The sequence below is a fragment of the Janibacter sp. CX7 genome (genome assembly GCF_024362365.1).
In the GTDB taxonomy this organism is placed as follows: Bacteria; Actinomycetota; Actinomycetes; order Actinomycetales; family Dermatophilaceae; genus Janibacter.
On sequence record NZ_CP101464.1, the window covers coordinates 1817694 to 1839152 of the forward strand.

At 72.3% G+C, this 21459-nt stretch carries 21 protein-coding genes; 6 read left to right on the plus strand and 15 right to left on the minus strand.

Annotation, left to right across the window (positions count from 1 at the left end):
• Positions 1–76: 76 nt before the first annotated feature.
• The 3 genes from NMQ01_RS08870 to NMQ01_RS08880 all read left to right on the plus strand — a co-directional run bounded on the left by NMQ01_RS08870 (position 77) and on the right by NMQ01_RS08880 (position 2696).
• Positions 77–1063: a methionine ABC transporter ATP-binding protein gene (locus tag NMQ01_RS08870; RefSeq protein WP_255186348.1), complete on the plus strand. Its 987-nt coding sequence runs from the start codon at positions 77–79 to the stop codon at positions 1061–1063.
• Positions 1060–1761 (plus strand): methionine ABC transporter permease, encoded by a 702-nt coding sequence (locus NMQ01_RS08875; RefSeq protein ID WP_255183586.1) that lies wholly within the window; start codon positions 1060–1062, stop codon positions 1759–1761. The genes NMQ01_RS08870 and NMQ01_RS08875 overlap by 4 nt, the downstream gene beginning before the upstream one ends.
• 86 nt (positions 1762–1847) lie before the next feature.
• Positions 1848–2696 carry a MetQ/NlpA family ABC transporter substrate-binding protein gene (locus tag NMQ01_RS08880; RefSeq protein WP_255183587.1) on the plus strand — a complete coding sequence of 283 codons (849 nt, stop codon included), beginning with the start codon at positions 1848–1850 and terminating at the stop codon, positions 2694–2696.
• 6 nt (positions 2697–2702) lie between these two features.
• Here NMQ01_RS08880 and NMQ01_RS08885 read toward each other — a convergent pair whose 3' ends face one another.
• Genes NMQ01_RS08885 through efp form a run of 4 tightly spaced genes read right to left on the minus strand, consistent with a single transcriptional unit; the run spans position 2703 to position 5527 of the window.
• A complete protein-coding gene (locus NMQ01_RS08885; protein WP_255183588.1) occupies positions 2703–3359 on the minus strand; it encodes an NUDIX domain-containing protein in 657 nt (218 codons plus the stop codon).
• Entirely contained in the window at positions 3356–4543 is a 1188-nt protein-coding gene (locus tag NMQ01_RS08890; protein WP_255183589.1) for an AI-2E family transporter, read from the minus strand. Before NMQ01_RS08890 ends, NMQ01_RS08885 begins: the two co-directional genes overlap by 4 nt.
• Before the next feature lie 9 nt (positions 4544–4552).
• On the minus strand, positions 4553–4966 hold the full coding sequence (gene nusB, locus NMQ01_RS08895) for a transcription antitermination factor NusB (RefSeq protein WP_255183590.1): 414 nt from the start codon (positions 4964–4966) through the stop codon (positions 4553–4555).
• Positions 4967–5527, minus strand: a complete 561-nt coding sequence (efp, locus tag NMQ01_RS08900) for an elongation factor P (protein ID WP_255183591.1) — start codon at positions 5525–5527, stop codon at positions 4967–4969. It abuts the gene before it with no gap.
• A 177-nt stretch (positions 5528–5704) separates the two neighbouring features.
• Here efp and NMQ01_RS08905 point away from each other — a divergent pair, with 177 nt between their 5' ends.
• On the plus strand, positions 5705–7249 hold the full coding sequence (locus tag NMQ01_RS08905) for an FMN-binding glutamate synthase family protein (protein WP_255183592.1): 1545 nt from the start codon (positions 5705–5707) through the stop codon (positions 7247–7249).
• 30 nt (positions 7250–7279) lie between these two features.
• On the opposite strand, the gene NMQ01_RS08910 is transcribed toward NMQ01_RS08905, so the two are convergent.
• Genes NMQ01_RS08910 through NMQ01_RS08920 form a run of 3 tightly spaced genes read right to left on the minus strand, consistent with a single transcriptional unit; the run spans position 7280 to position 10284 of the window.
• Entirely contained in the window at positions 7280–8518 is a 1239-nt protein-coding gene (locus NMQ01_RS08910) for a hypothetical protein (protein WP_255183593.1), read from the minus strand.
• A gap of 60 nt (positions 8519–8578) precedes the next feature.
• On the minus strand, positions 8579–9394 hold the full coding sequence (locus tag NMQ01_RS08915) for an ABC transporter permease (RefSeq protein WP_255183594.1): 816 nt from the start codon (positions 9392–9394) through the stop codon (positions 8579–8581).
• Entirely contained in the window at positions 9391–10284 is an 894-nt protein-coding gene (locus NMQ01_RS08920; RefSeq protein WP_255183595.1) for an ABC transporter ATP-binding protein, read from the minus strand. The genes NMQ01_RS08915 and NMQ01_RS08920 overlap by 4 nt, the downstream gene beginning before the upstream one ends.
• Before the next feature lie 144 nt (positions 10285–10428).
• Here NMQ01_RS08920 and NMQ01_RS08925 point away from each other — a divergent pair, with 144 nt between their 5' ends.
• Together NMQ01_RS08925 and NMQ01_RS08930 are read left to right on the plus strand one after the other, a co-directional pair.
• Positions 10429–11637 carry a sensor histidine kinase gene (locus NMQ01_RS08925; RefSeq protein WP_255183596.1) on the plus strand — a complete coding sequence of 403 codons (1209 nt, stop codon included), beginning with the start codon at positions 10429–10431 and terminating at the stop codon, positions 11635–11637.
• Positions 11625–12323, plus strand: coding sequence for a response regulator transcription factor (locus tag NMQ01_RS08930; protein ID WP_255183597.1), 699 nt, complete (start codon positions 11625–11627; stop codon positions 12321–12323). Before NMQ01_RS08925 ends, NMQ01_RS08930 begins: the two co-directional genes overlap by 13 nt.
• Positions 12324–12376: 53 nt before the next feature.
• On the opposite strand, the gene aroB is transcribed toward NMQ01_RS08930, so the two are convergent.
• The 8 genes from aroB to NMQ01_RS08970 form a co-directional block, all read right to left on the minus strand.
• Positions 12377–13453: a 3-dehydroquinate synthase gene (gene aroB, locus NMQ01_RS08935; protein ID WP_255183598.1), complete on the minus strand. Its 1077-nt coding sequence runs from the start codon at positions 13451–13453 to the stop codon at positions 12377–12379.
• Positions 13450–13965: a shikimate kinase gene (locus NMQ01_RS08940; RefSeq protein WP_255183599.1), complete on the minus strand. Its 516-nt coding sequence runs from the start codon at positions 13963–13965 to the stop codon at positions 13450–13452. Before NMQ01_RS08940 ends, aroB begins: the two co-directional genes overlap by 4 nt.
• Complete coding sequence (gene aroC / locus NMQ01_RS08945) at positions 13962–15191, minus strand: chorismate synthase (protein WP_255183600.1); 1230 nt, start codon at positions 15189–15191, stop codon at positions 13962–13964. Before aroC ends, NMQ01_RS08940 begins: the two co-directional genes overlap by 4 nt.
• Before the next feature lie 35 nt (positions 15192–15226).
• On the minus strand, positions 15227–16072 hold the full coding sequence (locus NMQ01_RS08950; protein ID WP_255183601.1) for a shikimate dehydrogenase: 846 nt from the start codon (positions 16070–16072) through the stop codon (positions 15227–15229).
• Positions 16066–17217, minus strand: coding sequence for an endolytic transglycosylase MltG (gene mltG / locus NMQ01_RS08955; protein ID WP_255183602.1), 1152 nt, complete (start codon positions 17215–17217; stop codon positions 16066–16068). The genes NMQ01_RS08950 and mltG overlap by 7 nt, the downstream gene beginning before the upstream one ends.
• Complete coding sequence (gene ruvX, locus NMQ01_RS08960) at positions 17214–17669, minus strand: Holliday junction resolvase RuvX (RefSeq protein WP_255183603.1); 456 nt, start codon at positions 17667–17669, stop codon at positions 17214–17216. The genes mltG and ruvX overlap by 4 nt, the downstream gene beginning before the upstream one ends.
• 79 nt (positions 17670–17748) lie before the next feature.
• Positions 17749–20430, minus strand: a complete 2682-nt coding sequence (gene alaS / locus NMQ01_RS08965) for an alanine--tRNA ligase (RefSeq protein ID WP_255183604.1) — start codon at positions 20428–20430, stop codon at positions 17749–17751.
• A 174-nt stretch (positions 20431–20604) separates the two neighbouring features.
• On the minus strand, positions 20605–21441 hold the full coding sequence (locus NMQ01_RS08970) for a hypothetical protein (protein WP_255183605.1): 837 nt from the start codon (positions 21439–21441) through the stop codon (positions 20605–20607).
• Positions 21442–21459 lie beyond the last annotated feature (18 nt).

The following is a 21459-nucleotide window of genomic DNA, read 5'->3' on the forward strand; positions in this document are numbered from 1 at the left end:
CTTGCAGAGTGACGCAGGCGTTTTGCTTATGCGTTCCATAACTTCCTATTATCTTCCGGTGACCGACACCCCCGCTCTGCTCGACGTGCGCGGCCTGCGCAAGGAGTTCGCCTCCGCCCGCGGCCCCGTCGTCGCCCTGGACGACATCACCCTGTCGATCCCCCAGGGCTCCATCCACGGCATCGTCGGCCGCTCCGGCGCCGGCAAGTCGACGCTCATCCGCTGCCTCACCGGGCTCGAGCAGCCGACCGCCGGGACCGTCGTCCTCGACGGCACCGACATCCCCGGCCTGCGCGGTGCCGAGCTGCGGGCGGCCCGTCGCCGCTTCGGCATGGTCTTCCAGCACGCCAACCTGCTCGACTCCCGCTCGGCCGCCGACAACATCGCCCTGCCGCTCGAGATCGCCGGCTGGTCGGCGGACGAGCGATCGGCCCGGGTCGCCGAGCTGCTCGGCCTCGTCGGGCTCGCCGACCGGGCCGACAACCACCCCGGTCAGCTCTCCGGCGGCCAGCAGCAGCGCGTCGGCATCGCCCGCGCCCTCGCGACGCGCCCCGACATCCTCCTGTGCGACGAGCCGACCTCCGCGCTCGACGCCGCGACGACCCGCCAGATCCTCGGGCTGCTGCGCGACCTGCGCGATCGCCTGGGCATCACCGTCGTCATCATCACCCACGAGCCCGCCGTCGTGCGCGAGGTCTGCGACGCGGTGACCCTGCTCGGCGAGGGCCGGGTCCTCGAGACCGGCAGCATCGGCGAGGTCGTCGCCGACCCCGCGGGCCGGCTGCACCGCGACCTCATCCCCCTTCCCCCGCTCCCCCTCGGCCACACCGCCGGCTACGTCGAGGTCGCCCTCGGCGACTCCCGCGCCGCGACGACGAGCGTCGACGCGGTCCTCGACCTGCTGCGCGCGGCCGACGTGCCGGCCGAGGTCGCCGCCGCCACCCTCGAGACCATCGCCGGCCGCCGGGTCGGCCGCATCCAGCTCGAGGTCGACCCCGCCCGCACCGCCGAGGCCGTGCGCGTCCTCGAGGCCGCCCACCTCTCCCCGGAGGTGGCCGCATGAGCGCCCTCGCCAGTCTGGGCACCGCCGCCGCCGAGGGGTGGCTCGACAACCCCGTCATCCGGGAGATCGTCCCGACCGCCGTCCTCGAGACCCTCGCCATGACGGCCCTCGCGAGCATCATCACGGCGATCATCGGCATCCCCGTCGGCGTGCTCCTGCACAACTCCTCGCCGGGCGGCATCGCGCCCCATCCCCTGCTCCACCGGGTGCTCGGCGCGGTCGTCAACATCGGCCGCTCGCTGCCCTTCCTCATCCTGATGATCGCGATCATCCCCTTCACCCGGCTCGTCGTCGGGACCTCGATCGGCTGGCAGGCAGCGGTCGTGCCGCTCACCGTCGGCGCGATCCCCTTCTACGCCCGACTCGTCGAGACCTCGCTGCGCGAGGTGCCGAGCGGCAAGGTCGAGGCGGTGACGATGATGGGCGCCACCCGCCGCGAGATCACCCGCAAGGTGCTGCTGCCCGAGGCCCGCTCCGGCCTCGTCGCCGGGCTGACGACGACGATCATCGCCCTCATCGGCTACACCGCCATGGCCGGCGCCGTCGGCGGCGGCGGCCTGGGCGCGGTCGCGATGTCCTACGGCTACAACCGCTTCGAGACCGACGTCATGGTCGTCTGCGTCGTGCTGCTCGTCGCCATCGTCACGGTCGTCCAGCTCGTCGGTGACCTCGTCGCACGGCGGCTCGACCGCCGGTGAGCCGCCACCTGCTCCACGCGACGTCCCTCCCCTTCGCCACACCCACGCACCACCGGCCCCCGGGCCGCCCGCTGAAAGGAACCCGCATGTCCCCCGTCCGCACCGCCACCCGCGCCGCCGCGGTCCTGTCCGTCTCCGCCCTGGCCCTGTCCGGGTGCGGCCTGATGAAGGGCGACGCCGAGGGCCCCACCGAGAACGGCGACGGCATCACCAAGATCACCGTCGGCGCCTCCCCCACGCCGCACGCGAAGATCCTCGAGTACGTCGACAAGGAGCTGGCCCCCGAGGCGAAGCTCGACCTCGACATCAAGACCTTCGACGACTACGTGCAGCCCAACGTCCAGCTCTCCGAGGGCACGCTCGACGCCAACTACTTCCAGCACCTGCCCTACTACGAGGAGCAGGTCGAGGACCGCGGCTACGACTTCGCGCACTACGACGGCATCCACATCGAGCCCTTCGCCCTCTACTCCGACTCGGTCAAGGACATCAAGGACCTGCCCGAGGGCGGGCAGATCGGCATCAACAACGACCCGTCCAACCAGGGCCGGGCGCTGCAGCTGCTCGCGGACAACGACGTCATCACCCTCAAGAAGGGCAAGGACGCGACCAACGCGACGATCCTCGACGTCGAGGACAACCCCAAGGACCTGGAGTTCAAGGAGACCGACGCCGCGCAGCTCGCCCGCTCGCTGCAGGACCTCGACGCCGCGATCATCAACGGCAACTACGCCATCGAGGCGGACCTGTCGCTCGACGACGCCCTCGCCGTCGAGGAGGCCAAGGACAACCCCTACGCCAACTTCCTCGCCGTGCAGAAGGCCAACGAGGACAACGCCGGCCTGAAGAAGCTCGACGAGCTGCTCCACTCCCCCGAGGTCAAGGCCTACATCGAGGAGACCTGGCCCCAGGGCGAGGTCCTGCCCGCCTTCTGACCCCGCTCAGCCCCCGGGCACCACGTCGGTGACCCGCGGGCGCGACCCCGGCCGGTCGTCACGGACACCCGTGATGACCGGCCGCAGTCGTGTCACAGCCTCGACGCTGCCCAGGTCGAGCAGCTCCTGGAGGATGACCCGGGTCGGCGTCATCAGCCGCAGACGGCCGGCCGCGCCGGCCGCGAGCAGCGCCTCGACCGCGTCCCACTCCGAGTCGACCGCCTCGGTCGTCAGGTGCACGGGCTGGCCGGGCGCGGAGGCCGGGACCGGCAGGACGAAGAAGGAGACGTCGAAGCGCTTGGGTGGCCCCTCGGGCGTCACCCAGCGGTCCCAGGGCACGAGCGACTCCGGCGGGGTGACCAGCCCGGTCTCTTCCGCGAGCTCGCGCAGCCCCGTCGCGACGAGGGTGCGGGCATCGGCGGCACGGTCGCCGTCGACGGGCACGTGCCGCCACCGGTGGACGTGGTCGGCCACGGTCGCGGACGACAGGGCGAGGTCGGCCCCCTTCGCCACGTCGCCGGGGTCGCAGCGGCCGCCGGGGAAGACGACGGCGCCCGCCGCGAAGTCCATCGTCGGCTGACGGTGCTGGACGAAGACCTCCGGGCCACGCGCACCGTCCCGCAGCGGGATGACGCTGACGGCGGGCCGCGGGAGGACGCTCACTCGGTGACCGCGGCGTCCTGCTCGACCTCGGCGACCTCGGCGCCCTCCTCGGTCTCCGACTCCGCCTCGTCGGCGGTGATCTCACCTGCCCGCAGGGCCACCTGCTCGCTGAGGTAGCGCAGGATCACCGCGCCCACGGCGGCCACCGGCACCGCGAGGAAGGCCCCGACGATGCCGAAGACCGTGCCGCCGATCGTCACGGCGAGCAGGATGACCCCGGCGTGCAGCTCCATGGACCGGCCCTGGAGGAAGGGCTGCAGGACATTGCCCTCGATCTGCTGCACGGCGATGATCAGCGCGAGCACGAGCAGGGCGGTCGTCGGCCCCTCGGCGACGAGGGCGACGAGGACGGAGAGGAAGCCGACGGCGAAGGCACCGACGATCGGGATGAAGCCACCGAAGAAGGTGAGCACGGCCAGCGCGAAGGCGAGCGGCACGCCGAGCACGACGAGACCGACGCCGATGAGCACGGCGTCGACGGCGGAGACGATCGCCTGGGTGCGGATGAAGCCCCCGAGGGTGGCCCACGACCGCGTGGCCACCTCGGTGAGGTGGGCGCCGGCCCGCGGTCCGCTGACGCGACGGACGAAGGGGAGGAACGCCGGCCCGTCCTTGAGGAAGAAGAAGACGAGCACGAGGACGAGCACGAGGGTCACGGCACCGGAGCCGACCGCCGAGGCGCCGGCGAGGGCACCGGTGGCGATCTGGCCGCCCCGGTCCTGCAGCCAGGTCCGGGCCGTGTGGACCGCGTCGTCGATCGTCTGGTTGTCGAGGTTGAAGGGCGGCTTGGCCGCCCGCTGCTGCAGCTCCGACAGACCCTTGGAGGCCGAGTCGGCCAGGTCGCCGGACTGGCTGATGAGCGACGGGGTGATCGCTCCCAGCACGCCGAAGAAGACGATGAGCGCACCGAGGATCACGATCACCGCGGCGAGCGCTGCGGGCAGCCCCGTGGACCGCAGCCACCGCGTCGGTGGCCACAGCACGGTCGCGACGATGAGGGCGAGCAGGACGGGGAAGACCCCGACCCACAGCTTGGCGAGGACCCACCAGAGGACGGCGGCGCCGGCGGAGACGAGCAGCAGGCGCCACGACCAGCGCGCCAGCCACGTGAAGCCCTCACCGATGACGGTGCCTCGGTCGACGGTGGTCGCCGGCTCCTGCGCCGGGTCGTGCGCTGTGCTCAATGTCTCTCCTCAGACGAGGGTGGGCTTGACCTCGACGATGCGGGCCAGCAGGCCGTTGACGAACTTCGGGGACTCGTCCGTGCTCAGCTCGGTGGCCAGGGTCACGGCCTCGCTGACGGCGACGCCGTCGGGGACCTCGTCGTTGAAGAGGATCTCCCAGGCGCCCAGGCGCAGGATCGCGCGGTCGACGTCGGGCATCCGCTCGAGGCTCCAGCCCTGGCTGTAGGTCGTCAGCGCGTCGTCGATGTCGCTCCAGTGGGCGACGACTCCCTGGACGGCGGCGACGGTGTACTCGTTGAGCGGGGCCGGGGTCACCGGCGTCTGCGCGCGCTCGCGCGCGAGGTCACCGGCGTTGACCCCTCGGGACTCCGCCTCGAAGAGCAGGTCGACCGCGCGACGACGAGCCTTGGTCCGGGCTCCCACTCAGCTCACTCGACCGAGGTAGGACCCGTCGCGGGTGTCGACCTTGACCTTGGTCCCCTGCTCGAGGAAGAGCGGCACGGAGATCTCGGCGCCGGTCTCGAGGGTCGCGGGCTTGGTGCCGCCGGTCGAGCGGTCGCCCTGCAGGCCCGGCTCGGTGTAGGTGATCTCGAGGACGACCGAGGCCGGCAGCTCGACGTAGAGCACGTTGCCGTCGTGGCGGGCGATGACCGCCTCCTGGTTCTCGAGCATGTACTTCGCGGCGTCGCCGACGACCTCGGGCGTGACCGGGATCTGGTCGTAGGTGTCGGGGTCCATGAAGACGAAGTCGGTGCCGTCGTTGTAGAGGTACTGCATCGTCCGCTTGTCGACGTTCGACGTCTCGACCTTGGTGCCGGCGTTGAAGGTCTTGTCGACGGTCTTGCCGCTCGTGACGTTCTTCAGCTTGGTCCGGACAAAGGCCGGGCCCTTGCCGGGCTTGACGTGCTGGAACTCCACGACGCTCCAGAGCTGGCCGTCGATGTTGAGGACCATGCCGTTCTTGAGGTCATTCGTCGTTGCCACGGATGTGCTCGCCTTCGCGTCGTCGTCAGGTGGTCTCCCGCCGCTGCGCCGGAGGGCGCGCGCGGGCCGCCCAGCATCTTAACCGGCGAAGGGAGGATCCACCCACGCGCGCACCCGGCCCGGCGTGCGGCGGCGGCATCCACGCAGACCCGAGGAGGAAGGTGCAGGATGGCGGGCATGAAGTCGAAGGCCGCCGTCGCCACCGTCCTCGCCGCCACCGCCGGGCTCGCTGCCCGCGACCTGCTGCAGAAGCAGCACTCGCTCAAGCGCAACTTCCCGGTCGTCGCCAACGCCCGCTACCTGCTCGAGAAGATCGGTCCGGAGCTGCGGCAGTACATCGTGACGAGCAACGACCAGGAGCGGCCCTTCAGCCGCGACCAGCGCTCGTGGGTCTACGCCTCGTCGAAGATGGAGAACAACTACGTTGGCTTCGGCACGGACAACGACGTCGAGCAGCTCGAGGGCTACCCGGTCCTCAAGCACCGCACCTTTTCCTCCGTGGCGGCGCCGTCGAGCCCGCACAGCGCCGAGGACGTCGTGCTGCCGTCGGCCAAGGTGCTCGGCGGCCCGCGCGGGCGACGGCACGCCTTCCGCCCGCAGTCGTGCGTCAACATCTCCGGCATGAGCTTCGGCTCGCTGTCGGGCAACGCGATCACCGCGCTCAACGAGGGCGCCCGCCTCGCCGGCGCCCTGCACTGCACGGGCGAGGGCTCGCTGTCGGAGTACCACCGCCAGGGTGGCGACATCATCTTCCAGATCGGCACGGCCTACTTCGGCTGCCGCGACGAGGAGGGCCGCTTCGACATGGAGCGGCTCAAGCAGGTCGCGGCCTCGGCGCCGGTGCGCGCCATCGAGATCAAGCTGAGCCAGGGCGCGAAGCCCGGTCTGGGCGGCATGCTCCCCGCGGCGAAGATCTCCGCCGAGATCGCGCAGACTCGCGGGATCCCGCAGGACAAGGACTGCGCCAGCCCGTCACGACACACCGAGTTCGACGACGTCGACTCCTTGCTCGACTTCGTGGAGCGGGTCGCCGACGAGACCGGTCTGCCGGTGGGCATCAAGTCCGCGGTCGGCGACCTCACCTTCTGGGAGGAGCTGGCCGAGGCGATGGCCGACGGCACGCGGGGCGTGGACTTCATCGTCATCGACGGAGGCGAAGGGGGGACCGGTGCGGCTCCCCTCGTCTTCAGCGACGCGGTCGCCCTGCCCTTCCGGCTCGCCTTCACCCGCGTCTACGGCGTCTTCGCCCGGGCGGGCCTCGCCGACCGCGTCACGTGGGTCGGGTCCGGCAAGCTCGGCCTGCCCGAAAATGCCCTCGTCGCCTTCGCCCTCGGCGTCGACATGGTCCACGTCGCGCGTGAGGCGATGCTCGCCATCGGCTGCATCCAGGCGCAGAAGTGCCACACCGACCACTGCCCCACCGGCGTCGCGACGCAGAACCCCTGGCTCTCCCGCGGCCTCGACCCGGCGCTCAAGGCGCACCGGGTCGACAACTACATCCGCACCCTGCGCCGCGACCTGCTCAAGGTCTCGGAGGCCTGCGGCGTCTGGCACCCGGGCCTGCTCACCGTCGACGACGTCGAGCTGCTCCTGGGCAACCGCAGGGCCACCCCGCTCGGCGAGGTCTACGAGTACGCGCCCGGCTGGGGTCGCCTCAGCGACGAGGACGAGGCGGCGATCACCGAGATCATGTCCGCCTCGGCCCCGCGCGGCCGCTCCTGAGCGCGGGCCCGCGCGTCAGGGGGCCGCGGCTCAGTCCACCGCCTCGGTGACCGTGTCCGCGAAGCCGGGGGTCTTCGCCATCTGCCGCGAGAAGTCGGCGGCGCCCTCGGGCGCGAGGTGGATCGCGTCACGGCCGCTGCCGTCGCCGTACCAGGAGCCGAAGCGGTTGATCGCGAAGAGCGGCACGTCGGCCGTCGCCGTGATCTCCTTCGCAGCCTTCTGACGGCGGGTGTCGTAGCCCCGCCAGCGCTTCTCGAGGTTGTCCTGGTGGGCCGGCGAGTAGGGAATCGTCGAGGAGACGACCGTCGCGCCGTGCTCGCGCAGCAGCTCGACGGTGGCGTCGAAGTCCTTCGTCGCCTGCTCGCCGACGTGCGGCAGGCCGGGGTTGCCGCGGGCCACCCGCTTGGCGCTCGTCTCGCGCACCTCGTCGAGGGGCATCCCCGGGTGGATCATGAAGCCGTCGGAGCGCAGGAAGCCCTTGGACCCGATGGCCAGGCTCGTCTGCGGCATCTCGCCCTCCTGCGCCCGCTCCACCTGACCACCGGCATCGCGGAAGCGGTAGCGCAGGTCGGAGTGGTAGCGCTCGCAGTCCTTGACCTCGGCGGCCCCCCACTCCTTGGTGGTCGGCCGGTCGCAGCCCTGGACCATCGCGGAGAATCCGGTCTTCTGGACCTCGCTCTCGTAGAAGCCGTCGTCCTCGGCCGCCCGGGTGGAGAGCATCAGGACCGCCACGTCGGGGACCTTGTCCTCCTTGACGAGGTACTCGGCGACCATCTTGTTGATCCCCCAGCGGGCGCGGCTGCTGGCGGCGTTGAAGACGGTGACGTCACTCCCCTTCGCCCTGGTCAGCTCCTTGCCGAGCACCTGCGGGTCGACGCCCTGCTGGGTCATCGAGTCGCCGAAGAAGACGACGTCGGGCGCCTCCTTCGCCTGGGTGATGCTGTTGATCATCGTCTCGAAGTAGGCCCCGTGGGTGCGCCCGACGGGCAGCCTGCCCTCGTCGACCCAGGTCTTGAGCTGGGCGGACGTGACATCACGCGGCAGCTTCGCCTTGGTGTCGAGCGAAGGGAAGTCGTCGCCCTTGATGACCATCGCGGCCTTCTCCTCCGGCGCCGGGGTGTAGCCCTTCGGGCTCGACGACGGGCTGGCGCTGCTCGACGACGAGCCGTCGGAGGCGTTCGAGCTCGAGGAACCACCCGACGCGCCCGCGCAGGCGGTCAGGGTGAGGGCAGCGGTGAGGGCGAGGGCTGCGGGACGCACACGTGACATGACCACGACGGTAACGCGCCCCTCCCGCGGCCCAGCACCACGGGAGGGGTGACACGCCGCTCAGGAGATCTCGCGGGTGAGCACGCGGCGGGTGCCGATGGCCAGGGGCAGGAGCACCCACACGGCGCTGCTCGTGGCGAGCTGGCCCCACGCCTCCGCGGTCATCGTGCCCTCGGTGAGGGGCTCGGTGACGATCGTCAGGTCGAGCCAGCGGGCAGCATCGCTCATCCAGCTGATCGACGAGGTGAGGACCATCCACACCGTCGGCAGCACGAGGATGGCCACGATGGCCAGGGGGGTGTTGAGCAGGGCCGCGCCGAAGGCCACCCCCTGCAGCGTGAGGAGCAGGGCGGTGAGCACGACCCCGACGAGCGAGAGCCCGGTGAGCGAGAAGGTCCCGCCCGAGATCGCCGTCGCGACGGCGGACGCGGCGGCGGCGACGACGAGCAGACCGAGCGTCAGGGCGAGTGCGGCGACGGCCTTGGCGGTGAGGACCCGCCCGCGTCGCGGTACGAGGGTGAAGGTCGCCAGGCCGGTGCGGTGGCTCCACTCCTGGGTGGCGGACATGATGCCCAGGACGGGCAGCAGCACCGTGAGCGGGATGAAGATCATGCCGAGATAGGTGGCGAAGGTCTGGTCGGCGGGGCTCCCCCAGATGACGAGGACCGCCGAGACGAGGACGCTGATCGCCGCCATGACGACGAGCATCCACAGGCCGGCGCGGGTGTCGACCATCTTGCGCAGCTCGACGTCGACGAGCCGGGCGAAGGGGATGTGGTCGCCGCTGGTGTCCAGCGGCGGCGTGGCGGGGATGTCCGCGGCCGCGGCCGCGTCGGTGGCCGGATCAGCGGAGGCGGTGTCGGTGCGGGTGGTCATGCGGCATCTCCTCGGGAGTGGTCTGCGGTCAGGCTGAGGAAGAGGTCCTCGAGGCCGCCGGCGGAGCCGGCAGCCAGGTCGGTGAGCACGATGCGCGCGTCGAGCGCGACCCGGCCGACGGTCGCCGCCTCGGCGGCAGCGAGCAGACCGGTCGGGGTCTGCGTCACCTCGATGCCGGCGGCCCGCAGGGCGATGGTCAGCTCGTCGTCGTCGAGCGAGGCCACCCGGGTCCCCTGCCGCTGCAGCAGCTCCTCGGTCGTGCCCTCGGCGACGATCCGGCCGCGACCGATGATGACGAGGTCGTCGGCGATGACCTGCACCTCGTGGAGCAGGTGCGAGGAGAGCAGGACGGTCCCGCCCGCGTCGGCGAAGTCGCGCAGCAGCCCGCGCATCCAGTGGATGCCCTGCGGGTCCAGGCCGTTGGCCGGCTCGTCGAGGACGAGCACCTGCGGGTCGCCGAGGAGGGCGGTCGCCAGGCCGAGGCGCTGCCGCATGCCCAGCGAGTAGCCGCGCACGCGGCGGCCCGCCTCGGCATCGGTGAGCCCGACCCTGGACAGCGCGGTGCCGACGGCGGCCGACCCGACACCGGTCGTGCGTGCCGCGAGGCCGAGCACCTCCCGGCCGGTGCGGCCCGGGTGCTGGGCGGAGGCGTCGAGCATGACGCCGACGTGTCGGCCGGGGTTGGGCAGGTCGCGGTAGCGGTGCCCGAGGACGCTCGTCTCGCCGGAGGTCGGTGGCGTGAGGCCCGTGAGCATCCGCATGACGGTCGACTTGCCGGCGCCGTTGGGCCCGAGGAACCCCGTGACGCGGCCGGGTCGGGCGGTGAAGGTCACGTCGGAGACGGCGGCGACGTCGCCGTAGCGCTTGGTGAGGTGGGTGGCGGTGATCATGGGCTCCACGCTGCCGGTGGGCGACCCGTCCCCACATCGCCCGGTGGTCTCGAGGGTGACTACGACTTCCGAAGGGGGGTGACCCCCTGCAGCAGCGACTCCCGGCCGATGCCGGGCGGGTCGGGCACCGCCTACGGTGGGGCCGTGACGAGCCGACCCGCGCCCGACGAGCGCCACCCCGACCGCCTGACCTGGTGGGGCACGACCTGGCGCCTCGGCCTCGCCCTGCTGATCGGCCTCACCCTGTGGATCCTGACCTTCGCGATCACCTATCCCGATCCCGACGCGGACCTGCCGGAGGGCCTGCGCACCTTCTGGCTGGTGCTCGTCGACCCCGCGCTCGGTCTGGTCGCCGCGGCCCTGCTCCTGCTGCGTCGCCGCCTGCCGGTGACGACGGCGGCCGTCACGACCCTGCTCAGCGGCGTGTCCGTCGTCGCGGCCGGTGCCCAGGCGGTGGCGATGGTCTCGCTCGCCACCCGGCAGCGCTGGCGCGAGCTCGTCCCGGTCACCCTGCTCGCCGTCGTCACCGGGACCTTCGCCTCCCGGATCGTCTACCCGGACCCCGACCCCCTGCCGCTGTGGGCGGAGACGCTCTTCAGCCTGCTCGTGCTCGCCGTCCTCGTCGCCGTCGGTGTCTCCATCGGCTCGCGCCGGGCCCTCGTGCGCTCGTGGGTCGACCGGGCCCGGACGGCCGAGTCCGAGCAGCGGGCTCGGGTCGCCCAGGCCCAGACCGCCGAGCGCGGCCGCATCGCCCGCGAGATGCACGACGTCCTCGCCCACCGCATCTCGCTCGTCACGATGCACTCCGGCGTGCTCGCCTACCGCGAGGACCTGCCCGAGGACGAGCGGCGGGCGGCCGTCGCGGCCATCGACGCCAATGCGCGCGCCGCACTCACCGACCTGCGCGAGGTGCTCGGGGTGCTGCGCGCCGAGGACGGGGGCGCCCCCCTTCGTCCGCAGAGCTCGCTCGTGCACCTGCCGGAGCTCCTCGACGAGGCGCGAGCAGCCGGCAGCCGCGTCACGCTCGACGACGGCGGCGTCGACATCGCGGCGGTGCCGGAGACCGCCAGCCGCGCCGCCTACCGGGTGGTGCAGGAGGGGCTGACCAATGCCCGCAAGCACGCCCCCGGGGCCGGCGTCGACGTGCGCCTCGCCGGACGGCCGGGCGACGGGCTGGAGGTGACCGTGACGAACCCGCGCTCCGTGCAGGCGACCGGCGCGGCCGTGCCCGGCTCCGGCACCGGCCTGCTCGGGCTCTCCGAGCGCGTCGAGCTCGCCGGCGGGCGCATCGAGCACGGCTGGGCACCCGACGGACGGCACCGGCTGGCGGTGTGGCTACCGTGGCCGGTGTGAACGACTCGAGCCGGGCCCCGATCTCCGTCGTCCTCGTCGACGACGACGCCATGGTCCGCACCGCGCTGTCGATGATCCTCGGGGGCGCGCCGGAGATCACCGTCGTCGGCCAGGCCGAGGACGGACGCCAGGGGCTCTCGGTCATCGCCGAGCACTCCCCCGACGTCGTCCTCATGGACATCCGCATGCCGCGCCTCGACGGTCTCTCCGCAACCGACGAGCTCGTCCGCAGCGGGTCGCCGAGCAAGGTCATCGTCCTGACGACCTTCGACGCCGACGACGACGTCATGCGGGCGCTGCAGCACGGGGCCGACGGCTTCCTGCTCAAGGACACCCCGCCCGACCGTCTCGTCGAGGCCGTGCGGCTCGTCGCCGCGGGCCAGTCGATCCTCTCCCCCGGCGTCACCGCCTCGGTGCTGCAGTCGGTGCGCTCGGCCTCCGGCGGCGCTGCGCAGCACGCCGCCCGCGACGAGGCCCGGACCCGCCTGACGTCCCTCACCGAGCGCGAGCTCGAGGTCGCCCGGGCCGTCGGCGCCGGTCTGTCCAATGCCGAGATCTCCGCGCGCCTCTACCTGAGCGTCGCGACGGTCAAGGCGCACGTCGGCCGCATCCTCGACAAGCTCGGCGCGGACAACCGCGTGCAGGTCGCGATCACCGTCCACGAGGCCGACCTCGACGCCGGCTGAACTCTGCAAAACCCTAGGGTCTTGCGGAGTCGCAGCCGGGCGAAGGGGGGGGGTCAGGCGAGGGCGGCGTAGGCCTCGCGCAGCAGGCTCTCGTCCGGGCCCTCGAACCGGGTCGGCTGCGCCAGACCGTCGAGGACGACGAAGCGCAGCGTCGCACCACGGGTCTTCTTGTCGCGGCGCAGGGCGGCGAGCAGCTCGTCGAAGGTCGCCGCCGAGTAGGTCGTCGGCAGGCCCAGCAGACCGAGGACGTAGCGGTGCCGCTCGAGCAGGGCGGCGTCGATCCGACCGGTGCGGTGGGCGAGCTCGGCGGCGTAGACCATGCCGATCGCGACCGCCTCGCCGTGCCGCATGCGATAGCCCTCGTGGTGCTCGATCGCGTGGCCGAGGGTGTGCCCGTAGTTGAGGATCTCGCGCAGGTTGGACTCGCGCAGGTCGGCGGCGACGACCTCGGCCTTGATGGCGATCTTGCGCTCGATGACCTCGCGCAGCTGTGCGGTGCCGGGCTCCTGCACGGCCGACTCCTCCTCCTCGACGATCTCGAGGATGCGCGGGTCGGCGATGAAGCCGCCCTTGACGACCTCGGCCAACCCGGCCGACAGGTCGGCCGGCGGCAGGGTCGCGAGGTGGTCGAGGTCGCAGAGCACCGCCGCGGGCGTGTGGAAGGCGCCGACGAGGTTCTTGCCCTCGGCGGTGTTGATGCCCGTCTTGCCGCCGACGGCCGCGTCGACCATGCCGAGCACGGTCGTCGGCACGTGGACGACGGCCACCCCGCGCAGCCACGCAGCCGCGGCCCAGCCACCCAGGTCGGTGACGCTGCCACCGCCGACGGCGACGACCGCGTCGGTGCGGGTGAACCCGGCCTGCCCCATGACCGCCCACAGCCCGGCGGCGACCTCGACGGTCTTGGCCGCCTCGGCGTCGGGCACTGCGGCGACGTGGACGTCGAGCCCGGCGGCGCGCAGCGCGTCGACGACGGGCTCGGCGAGACGGGCGAGAGGCTCGCCGTGGACGACGAGGACGCGGGCGACGTCGTCCGGCAGCAAGTCGACCACCCGGGCTGAGACCCCATGACCGACGAGCACGTCGTAGTCGTCCCCGACGGGGATCGTGGTCACATCGGAGGGGCTCATGCGCCCTCCTCGAGCACGGTGAGGGCCTGCGCGACGACGGTCTCGACGTCGCGGCCGGCCGTGTCGACCCGGTGGGTCGCCAGGGCCTCGTAGGTCGGGCGCCGCGCCTCCATCGTCTTGATCCAGCTCTGGCGCGGGTTGACCGACAGCAGCGGCCGGCTCTTGTCGAAGCCGATCCGCTTCGCTGCGTCGGCGATGCCGATGTCGAGGAAGAGCACCCGGTGGGCGCGCAGCGCCTCGGTGAGCGCGGGGATCATCGGTGCTCCCCCACCGAGCGCGAGGACGGTGCCGTCCTCGGTCAGGGCGTCGAGGACGGCCCGCTGCTCGGCGGCGCGGAAGTAGTCCTCGCCCTCGTCGACAAAGAGATCGGAGATGCTGCGGCCCTCGCGCTCCTCGACGAGGGCGTCGGAGTCGACGTACCTCCGACCGAGACGCTCGGCGAGCTGCGCCGCGACGGTCGACTTGCCGACCCCGGGCGGTCCGATGACGACGACGAAGGGAGCGCCGCTCACGCCTCCCACGTCCGCATGAGCTCGGGGATCGCGTCGAGGTAGGCGCGGTGGTTGCGCGCGGTCTCGGCGACCGAGTCGCCGCCGAACTTCTCGACGCAGGCCTCGGCGAGGACGAGCGCGACCATCGCCTGGGCGACGACGCCCGCGGCCGGGACGGCGCACACGTCGGAGCGCTGGTGGATCGCGGTCGCCGGGTCGGTGCCGGCGACGTCGATGGTCTCGAGGGCCCGCGGGACCGTGCTGATCGGCTTCATCGCGGCGCGCACGCGCAGCACGTCACCGGTGCTCATGCCCCCTTCGGTGCCGCCGGCGCGACCGGTGCGGCGGTGGATCACGCCGTCGCCGTCGCGCTCCATCTCGTCGTGGGCGGCGGAGCCGCGGCGGCGGGCGGTGGTGAAGCCGTCGCCGACCTCGACGCCCTTGATCGCCTGGATGCCCATGAGGGCGCCGGCCAGGCGCGCGTCGAGGCGACGGTCCCAGTGGACGTGGCTGCCCAGGCCCGGCGGCAGGCCGTAGGCGAGGACCTCGACGACGCCGCCGAGGGTGTCCCCGTCCTTCTTCGCCGCCTCGATCTCGGCGACCATCGCGTCGGTGCCCTCGCGGGTCATCGCGCGCACGGGGTTGGCATCGAGGGTCGCGGTGTCGTCGGGGGTCGGCAGCGGACCGTCGGCGGGGGCCTCCCCTTCGCCGATCGCGACCGTGTGCGCGACGAGCCGGATCCCGTAGGCCTGCTCGAGGAAGCGCTCGGCGATCTCGCCGAGGGCCACGCGGGCCGCGGTCTCGCGGGCCGAGGCGCGCTCGAGCACGGGACGGGCCTCGTCGAAGCCGTACTTCTGCATCCCCACGAGGTCGGCGTGACCGGGCCGCGGACGGGTCAGCGGCCGGTTGCGGGCGATCTCCTTCTCCGCGTTGACGTCGTCGGACGCGGCGAAGGCGGCGGCGTCGACGGGGTCGGCGCTCATGACCGTCTCCCACTTGGGCCACTCGGTGTTGCCGATCATCACGGCGAGCGGCGAGCCGAGGGTGCTGCCGTGGCGCACGCCGCCGAGGAAGGTCACCTGGTCCTGCTCGAACTTCATCCGGGCACCGCGGCCGTAGCCGAGTCGACGACGGGCGAGGGCACCCGCGACGTCCGAGGTCGTGACCTCGACCCCGGCCGGCAGTCCCTCGAGGGTCGCCACGAGGGCCTGGCCGTGCGACTCACCAGCAGTCAACCAACGCAACATGTCTGGCATCTTCCCATCCCGCGGGCGAGGTCCCGTCAGGCGTCCGGGGTGTGGCCGAGCGCTGCCCGACCGGCGGCCTGCATCGCCGCCACCGGCGCCGGCTCTCCGGTGAAGAGCTCGAACTGCCGTGCTGCCTGGTGGACGAGCATCTCGAGCCCGGAGACCACGGTGGCGCCACGCTCCCTCGCGGCGCGAGCCAGTGGTGTCGGCCAGTCGGCGTAGACGACGTCGAGCAGGACGACCCCCTCGAGGTCGGCCCCGTCGATCGTGGCCGCCACGGCCTCGTTGGCCGCGCCGCCCGGCACGGTGCTCACGACGACCTGCGGACCGGTCGAGGTCCACGAGCGAAGCGGGCCGGTCCCACCGGTGACCACACCCGGCACGGCCTCGGCGAGGGCGGCGGCCTTGGCCTCGTCGCGGGCGGCGATGCCGACCTGCTCGGCGTCGAGCTCGTGCATCGCGAGCGCCGCCGAGCGAGCCGTCGCGCCGGAGCCGAGCACGAGGGTCCTCGCGGGCGCGGTCACCCCCGCCTCGCGCAGCGCGGCCCGGATCCCGTAGACGTCGGTGTTGTCCGCGATCCAGCCGGCGTCGGTGCGCACGAGGGTGTTGATCGCCCCGGCCCTGCGGGCCAGCTCGCTCACCTCGTCGGCCACGTCGAAGGCCGCGACCTTGAGCGGCATCGTCAGGCTCAGGCCGCGCCACATGACGTCGAGGCCGGCGACGAAGGGGGCCAGTCCCCCTTCGTCGACCTCGTGGGGCGTGTAGTCCCAGTCGGCGAGGCCGGCCGCCTCGTAGCCGGCCGTGTGGAGGGTCGGCGAGAGGGAGTGCCGGATCGGGCTGCCGAGGACGCCCGCGTGCCGGGTCGTCTCGCTCGTCAGCACCGGTCCTGGTTGTCCGCGCACCACTGCTCGAACTCCTTGACGTTGTTGTCGTGCTCGCGCTGCGTCTCGGCGAACTTCGTCTCGCCGGTGTCGGGGTCGACGGTGACGAAGAAGAGCCAGTCCCCCTCGTCGGGGTTGCCGGCAGCCTTGATCGCCTCGGCCCCGGGGTTGTTGATCGGCCCCGGGGGCAGACCCGTGTGCTTGTAGGTGTTGTAGGGGCTGTCCGAGTTGCGCATCTCGTCGGTCGTGCCCGCCTTGCCACGCTCCTGGAAGACGTAGTGGACGGTGCTGTCCATGTTGAGCATGCCCACGGTCGGGCCGTTGACGTCCGCCAGGCGGTTCTCGATGACCCGGGCGACCTTGCCCCGGTCGGCCGCACCGGACTCGCCCTCGACGATCGAGGCGACGGTGAGGGTGCGCTCCCACGTGTCCTGCGGGACCTTGGCCTTCTTCAGCTCGTCGGTCGTCATGGTGATCATCGCGTTGAGCTGGGCGACGGCGCTCGTGTCCTTGTCGAACTCGTAGGTCGACGGGAAGAGCCAGCCCTCGAGGTCGCCACCGGCCTGCTCGGGCAGCTTCAGCTGCGCCGACTTCTCGGCCTTCTCGTACTGCGACACCGGCACGCCGGTGCCCTCCGACAGGCGCTTGTAGATCTCCGAGCGCCACAGGCCCTCGGGGATCGTGATGCCCTTGGCGACGCGGTTCTTGGGATCGATGAGCCGGTCGAAGGCGTCGGCCGCCGGCATCTCCTTGAGCATCGCGTAGGTGCCCGGCTGGATCGAGGAGGCCTTGTCCGGCTGGGCGGCCGCGACCTCGGTGAAGCTGCTCGTCGACTTGATGACGCCCGCCTCGACGAGGGACTCGCCGATCTCGGAGCCGGACTGACCCGAGGCGACCTCGACCTCGACCTTGCCGTGTCCCGGTCCCTCGAAGTCCTTCGAGCCGGACCCGCCGGGGATCAGCGACCGCAGGGAGCCGAAGGCGAAGACGATGGCGACCACGACGACCGCAGCCGCGAGGAGCATGGCCAGGCAGCCGGCTCCGCCGCGCCGCGTGGTGCGCGCCTCCGTGGCCCGCCGCTGACGGCGCGTGTGCGAGCGATCGTGCGGCCCGTCGTCGAAGATGTCGTCGTCGAGCTGGTTCATGCGTCGTTGCCCTTCCGCGGTGTGCGTCGGCGCGGCCGACCTACCCGTTCCCCTGGGGGTCTACCGGTTGCGCGCTCCGTGTCCAGCGCAGTCTGCAGGATCAGCACCGCGGCCGCCTGGTCGACCACGTCCCGATGGCGACGACCGGCCACACCGCTGTCCCGCAGGCCCCGATGAGCATCCACTGTCGTGAGCCTTTCGTCCACGAGGCGGATCGGCGTGTTCCCGATCGGCGCCTCGCGCAGGGCCAGACCCAAGCTCTTGGCCCACGAGCGCGCCTTCGCCGCGGCCGGGCCCTCGGAGCCGTCGAGGGAGCGCGGGAGACCGACGACGACCTCCATCGCCTCGACCTCGGTGGCGATCTCGACGACCCGATCGACGTCACGGCCGTGCTGGAGATCACGTGCCACCGTCTCCACGGGCGTCGCGAGCAGGCCGTGGGGGTCGCTCATCGCGACCCCCACCCTGGCCTCGCCCACGTCGATGCCGAGCCGGACCCCTCGACGGGGCTCCGGCACGGTCGTCCCGGCGTCAGGCACCGAGCTCCCGCTCGATGGCCGCCAGGGCGTCCTCGACCTTCGTGGCGTCCTGGCCGCCACCCTGGGCGAGGTCGTCCTTGCCGCCACCGCCGCCGCCGAGCACCTGGGCCGCGACGCGCACGAGAGCGCCCGCCTTGACCCCCTTCGCCCGGGCCGCCTCGTTGGTGGCGACGACGACGACCGGCTTGCCGGGACCGTCACCGGTGAGAGCGACGACGCTCGGGCGCTCCTCGCCGAGCCGGGCGCGGGTGTCGGTGACCATCTGACGCAGGTCGTCCGGCGCACCGCCTGCGATGTGGACGCCGACATAGGTCACGCCCGCCACGTCGCTCGCGGCGTCGGTGAGCGAGCCCGCAGAGGCCGCGACCTGCTCGCGGCGCACCTTCTCCAGCTCCTTCTCGACCTCGCGCAGGCGGGTGACGAGCTCGGAGACGCGCTCCGGCAGGTCGCCAGCCGGCGCCTTGACGATGCTCGACAGCTCGGCGACGAGCGCGCGCTCGGTCGCCAGGTGCTGCAGGGCGTTCATGCCGACATAGGCCTCGAGGCGCCGCACGCCGGAGCCGACCGAGGACTCGCCGGTGAGGGTGAGGGCACCGATCTGGCTGGAGTGGCGCACGTGGGTGCCACCGCACAGCTCGCGCGACCACTCGCCGCCGATCTCGATGACGCGCACCTGCTCGTCGTAGGTCTCGCCGAAGAGGGCGAGCGCCCCGCGCTCGCGCGCCTCGGGCAGGGTCATCCAGTCCGCGGAGACCGGCAGGTCGTCGCGGACCGCGAGGTTGGCGACGTGCTCGATCTCGGCGCGGGCGTCGCCGGACAGCGCCTGGTTCCACGCGAAGTCGAGGCGCAGGTAGCCGGGCTTGTTGTAGGAGCCGGACTGCAGTGCCGACGGGCCGAGCACCTGGCGCAGCGCCGCGTGGACGACGTGCGTGCCGGAGTGAGCCTGGCAGGCGTCGATGCGCCACTGCGGGTCGACCTCGGCCGAGGAGTCCTGGCCGACGCGGACCGCGCCGTCGGCGACCTCGACGGTGTGGACGACGAGGCCCTTGACCGGGCGCTGGACGTCGCGCACGAGCAGGCGCGCGCCGTCGACGACGATGACGCCGGAGTCGGCGATCTGACCGCCGGACTCGGCGTAGAAGCTCGTCCGGTCGAGCACGACCTGGCCGGTCTGGCCGGGCTCGAGCTCCTCGACGCGGGCGCCGTCGCGCACGAGGCCGACGACCGAGCCGGTCGTCGTCAGCTCCTCGTAGGCACGCCAGTCCGTCGCGCCGAGCGCGCGCAGGTCCTTCCAGACCTCGGTGTTGGCGTGGCCGCCCTTCTTCGCCTTGGCGTCGGCCTTGGCGCGCTGGCGCTGCTCGTCCATGAGGCGGACGAAGCCCTCACGGTCGACCTTGAGCCCCTGCTCCGCCGCCATCTCGAGGGTGAGGTCGATGGGGAACCCGTAGGTGTCGTGCAGCGCGAAGGCCTGCTCGCCGGCGAGGGTGTCGCCGCCGCTGTCCTTGGTGCGCGTCACCGCGGTGTCGAGGATCGTCGTGCCTTGCGCGAGGGTGCGGCGAAAGGCCTGCTCCTCGGCGTAGGCGATTTGCGCGATCCGGTCGAAGCCGGTCCGCAGCTCGGGGTAGGACGCGCTCATCCGCTCCATCGAGACGGGCAGCAGGTGCGGCAGCGCCGGGTCCTCGTAGCCGAGCAGGCGCATCGCGCGCACCGCACGGCGCAGCATGCGGCGCAGCACGTAGCCGCGACCCTCGTTACCCGGGGTGACGCCGTCACCGATGAGCATGAGCGAGGAGCGCACGTGGTCGGCGACGACGCGCAGGTGGACGTCGTCGGGGTGCGAGTCGCCCGCGGTCTGGCCCGACTGGGTGCCGTAGGTGCGGCCGGTCATCTCCGCGGCCTTCTCCAGCACCGGGTAGACCTCGTCGATCTCGTACATGTTGTCGACGCCCTGGAGGATGCTCGCGATCCGCTCCAGGCCCATGCCGGTGTCGACGTTCTGCGCCGGCAGCGGGCCGGCGACGTCGAAGTCCGCCTTGGAGCGGACGGCCGAGAGCTCGTACTGCATGAAGACGAGGTTCCAGATCTCCATGTAGCGGTCCTCGTCGACCTCGGGCCCACCCTCGCGGCCGTACTCGTCGCCGCGGTCGTAGAAGATCTCGCTGCACGGGCCGCCCGGGCCGGGCACACCCATCGACCAGTAGTTGTCCGCCTCGGCACGACGCACGATCCGCTCCTTGGGGATCGAGGTGAGCTCGAGCCACAGCTGCTCGGCCTCGTCGTCGTCGGTGTAGACCGTCGCCCACAGCCGCTCCGGGTCCAGGCCGTAGCCCCCTTCGGGCTGGGGGGTGGTGAGCAGCTCCCAGGCGAAGGCGATTGCGTCGCGCTTGAAGTAGTCGCCGAAGGAGAAGTTGCCGTTCATCTGGAAGAAGGTGCCGTGTCGGGAGGTCTTGCCGACCTCGTCGATGTCACCGGTGCGCACGCACTTCTGCACGCTCGTGGCGCGGGTCCAGGCAGGCGTCTCCTGCCCGAGGAAGTAGGGCTTGAAGGGGACCATGCCGGCGTTGACGAAGAGGAGGTTGGGGTCCTCGTGGATCAGCGGGGCGGAGGGGACGACCGCGTGTCCCTTGCCCTCGAAGAAGGTGAGCCAACGGCGCCGGATCTCGGCAGTTTCCATGGGTGTCTCGTGTCCAATCAGTGGTGCAGGGGGTTCTCGGGGCAGGAGCGAAGGGGGCGACCGGCGCGTCAGGCGCGGGCCGACCCCGAGGTAGCTCGCCGCGCGGTGATCCGGCGCGGCCGTCCGAGAGGCACGGTCATGGCCCCTACCTTACCCACCGGTCCGCGACCGGCCTCAGCACAGCGCGGTGTCGACGGCCTCGGTGCCGCCATCGGCTGTCGGGACGAGGACGGTGCGCGCCCCCTGGTCGGCGGCCGTATGCACGGCCGCGACGACGAGCTCCTGCCTGGCCCCGCTCGGCGCGCCGTCCGTCACTCCGAGGACCACGACCGCAGCCACGTCCGGGTCGGATGTCGCGGCGACGGCGCACTGCCCCACGACCACCCTGCCGGGTTCGCTCCCCCACGCCTGCAACCAGGCCAGGAAGCCCCCTTCGTCCCGGATCGCCCGGACCCCGGCCGCGTCGAGCCCGACCTCCTCCAGCCACTCACCGTCTCGCCGCCCGTCGCCGGGAGCCTGGTCCGTGGGCGCCCAGGCGGCCCACTCGTAGGTGGCTGGTCGTCCGCGCCAGCGGGCGATCGTTCCCCGCACCGCCAAGCGGGCACGCAGCCGCCACGGCAGCCGCACCTCGGGCTCGAACTGGGGGACGTCGTGGACCGAGACTTCCGTCGGACGGTGCCGGTCCGACGGCGAGGTGAGGACGACCTCCGCGCCCGCGCACTGCCGGTCGGCTCTCGCGAGAAGTCCCGTGTCGAGCTCCTCCATGAGCCAGAACCCGACGTCCTCGCACCACGCGTCGAGACCGGCTCCCTCCTCCTCCGCGAAGAACGCCGCGAAGTCCCGACCGAAACGGACGACGAAGTGGTGTGGGTTGCGCCGCCACCTGAAGACGACGGCTACCTCGTCACCCTCCTCGCGGACCCCGAGCAGGGCGAAGCCCTCGGTCGGCCGGTACCGGGTGAGGTGGGCCCGCAGCGCATCGGCGTGCTCGGCGACGGAGGCGTCGGTCATGGCGGCAGTCTCTCGCGT

What these genes read in the sequence shown, in the direction of transcription:
- alaS (WP_255183604.1), bottom strand. Translation starts at nt 20,430, where the DNA reads ATGGAAACTGCCGAGATCCGGCGCCGTTGGCTCACCTTCTTCGAGGGC.
- NMQ01_RS08880 (WP_255183587.1), top strand. Translation starts at nt 1,848, where the DNA reads ATGTCCCCCGTCCGCACCGCCACCCGCGCCGCCGCGGTCCTGTCCGTC.
- NMQ01_RS08905 (WP_255183592.1), top strand. Translation starts at nt 5,705, where the DNA reads ATGAAGTCGAAGGCCGCCGTCGCCACCGTCCTCGCCGCCACCGCCGGG.
- NMQ01_RS08875 (WP_255183586.1), top strand. Translation starts at nt 1,060, where the DNA reads ATGAGCGCCCTCGCCAGTCTGGGCACCGCCGCCGCCGAGGGGTGGCTC.
- NMQ01_RS08915 (WP_255183594.1), bottom strand. Translation starts at nt 9,394, where the DNA reads ATGACCACCCGCACCGACACCGCCTCCGCTGATCCGGCCACCGACGCG.
- NMQ01_RS08920 (WP_255183595.1), bottom strand. Translation starts at nt 10,284, where the DNA reads ATGATCACCGCCACCCACCTCACCAAGCGCTACGGCGACGTCGCCGCC.
- ruvX (WP_255183603.1), bottom strand. Translation starts at nt 17,669, where the DNA reads ATGAGCGACCCCCACGGCCTGCTCGCGACGCCCGTGGAGACGGTGGCA.
- aroC (WP_255183600.1), bottom strand. Translation starts at nt 15,191, where the DNA reads ATGTTGCGTTGGTTGACTGCTGGTGAGTCGCACGGCCAGGCCCTCGTG.
- aroB (WP_255183598.1), bottom strand. Translation starts at nt 13,453, where the DNA reads ATGAGCCCCTCCGATGTGACCACGATCCCCGTCGGGGACGACTACGAC.
- NMQ01_RS08970 (WP_255183605.1), bottom strand. Translation starts at nt 21,441, where the DNA reads ATGACCGACGCCTCCGTCGCCGAGCACGCCGATGCGCTGCGGGCCCAC.
- NMQ01_RS08910 (WP_255183593.1), bottom strand. Translation starts at nt 8,518, where the DNA reads ATGTCACGTGTGCGTCCCGCAGCCCTCGCCCTCACCGCTGCCCTCACC.
- mltG (WP_255183602.1), bottom strand. Translation starts at nt 17,217, where the DNA reads ATGAACCAGCTCGACGACGACATCTTCGACGACGGGCCGCACGATCGC.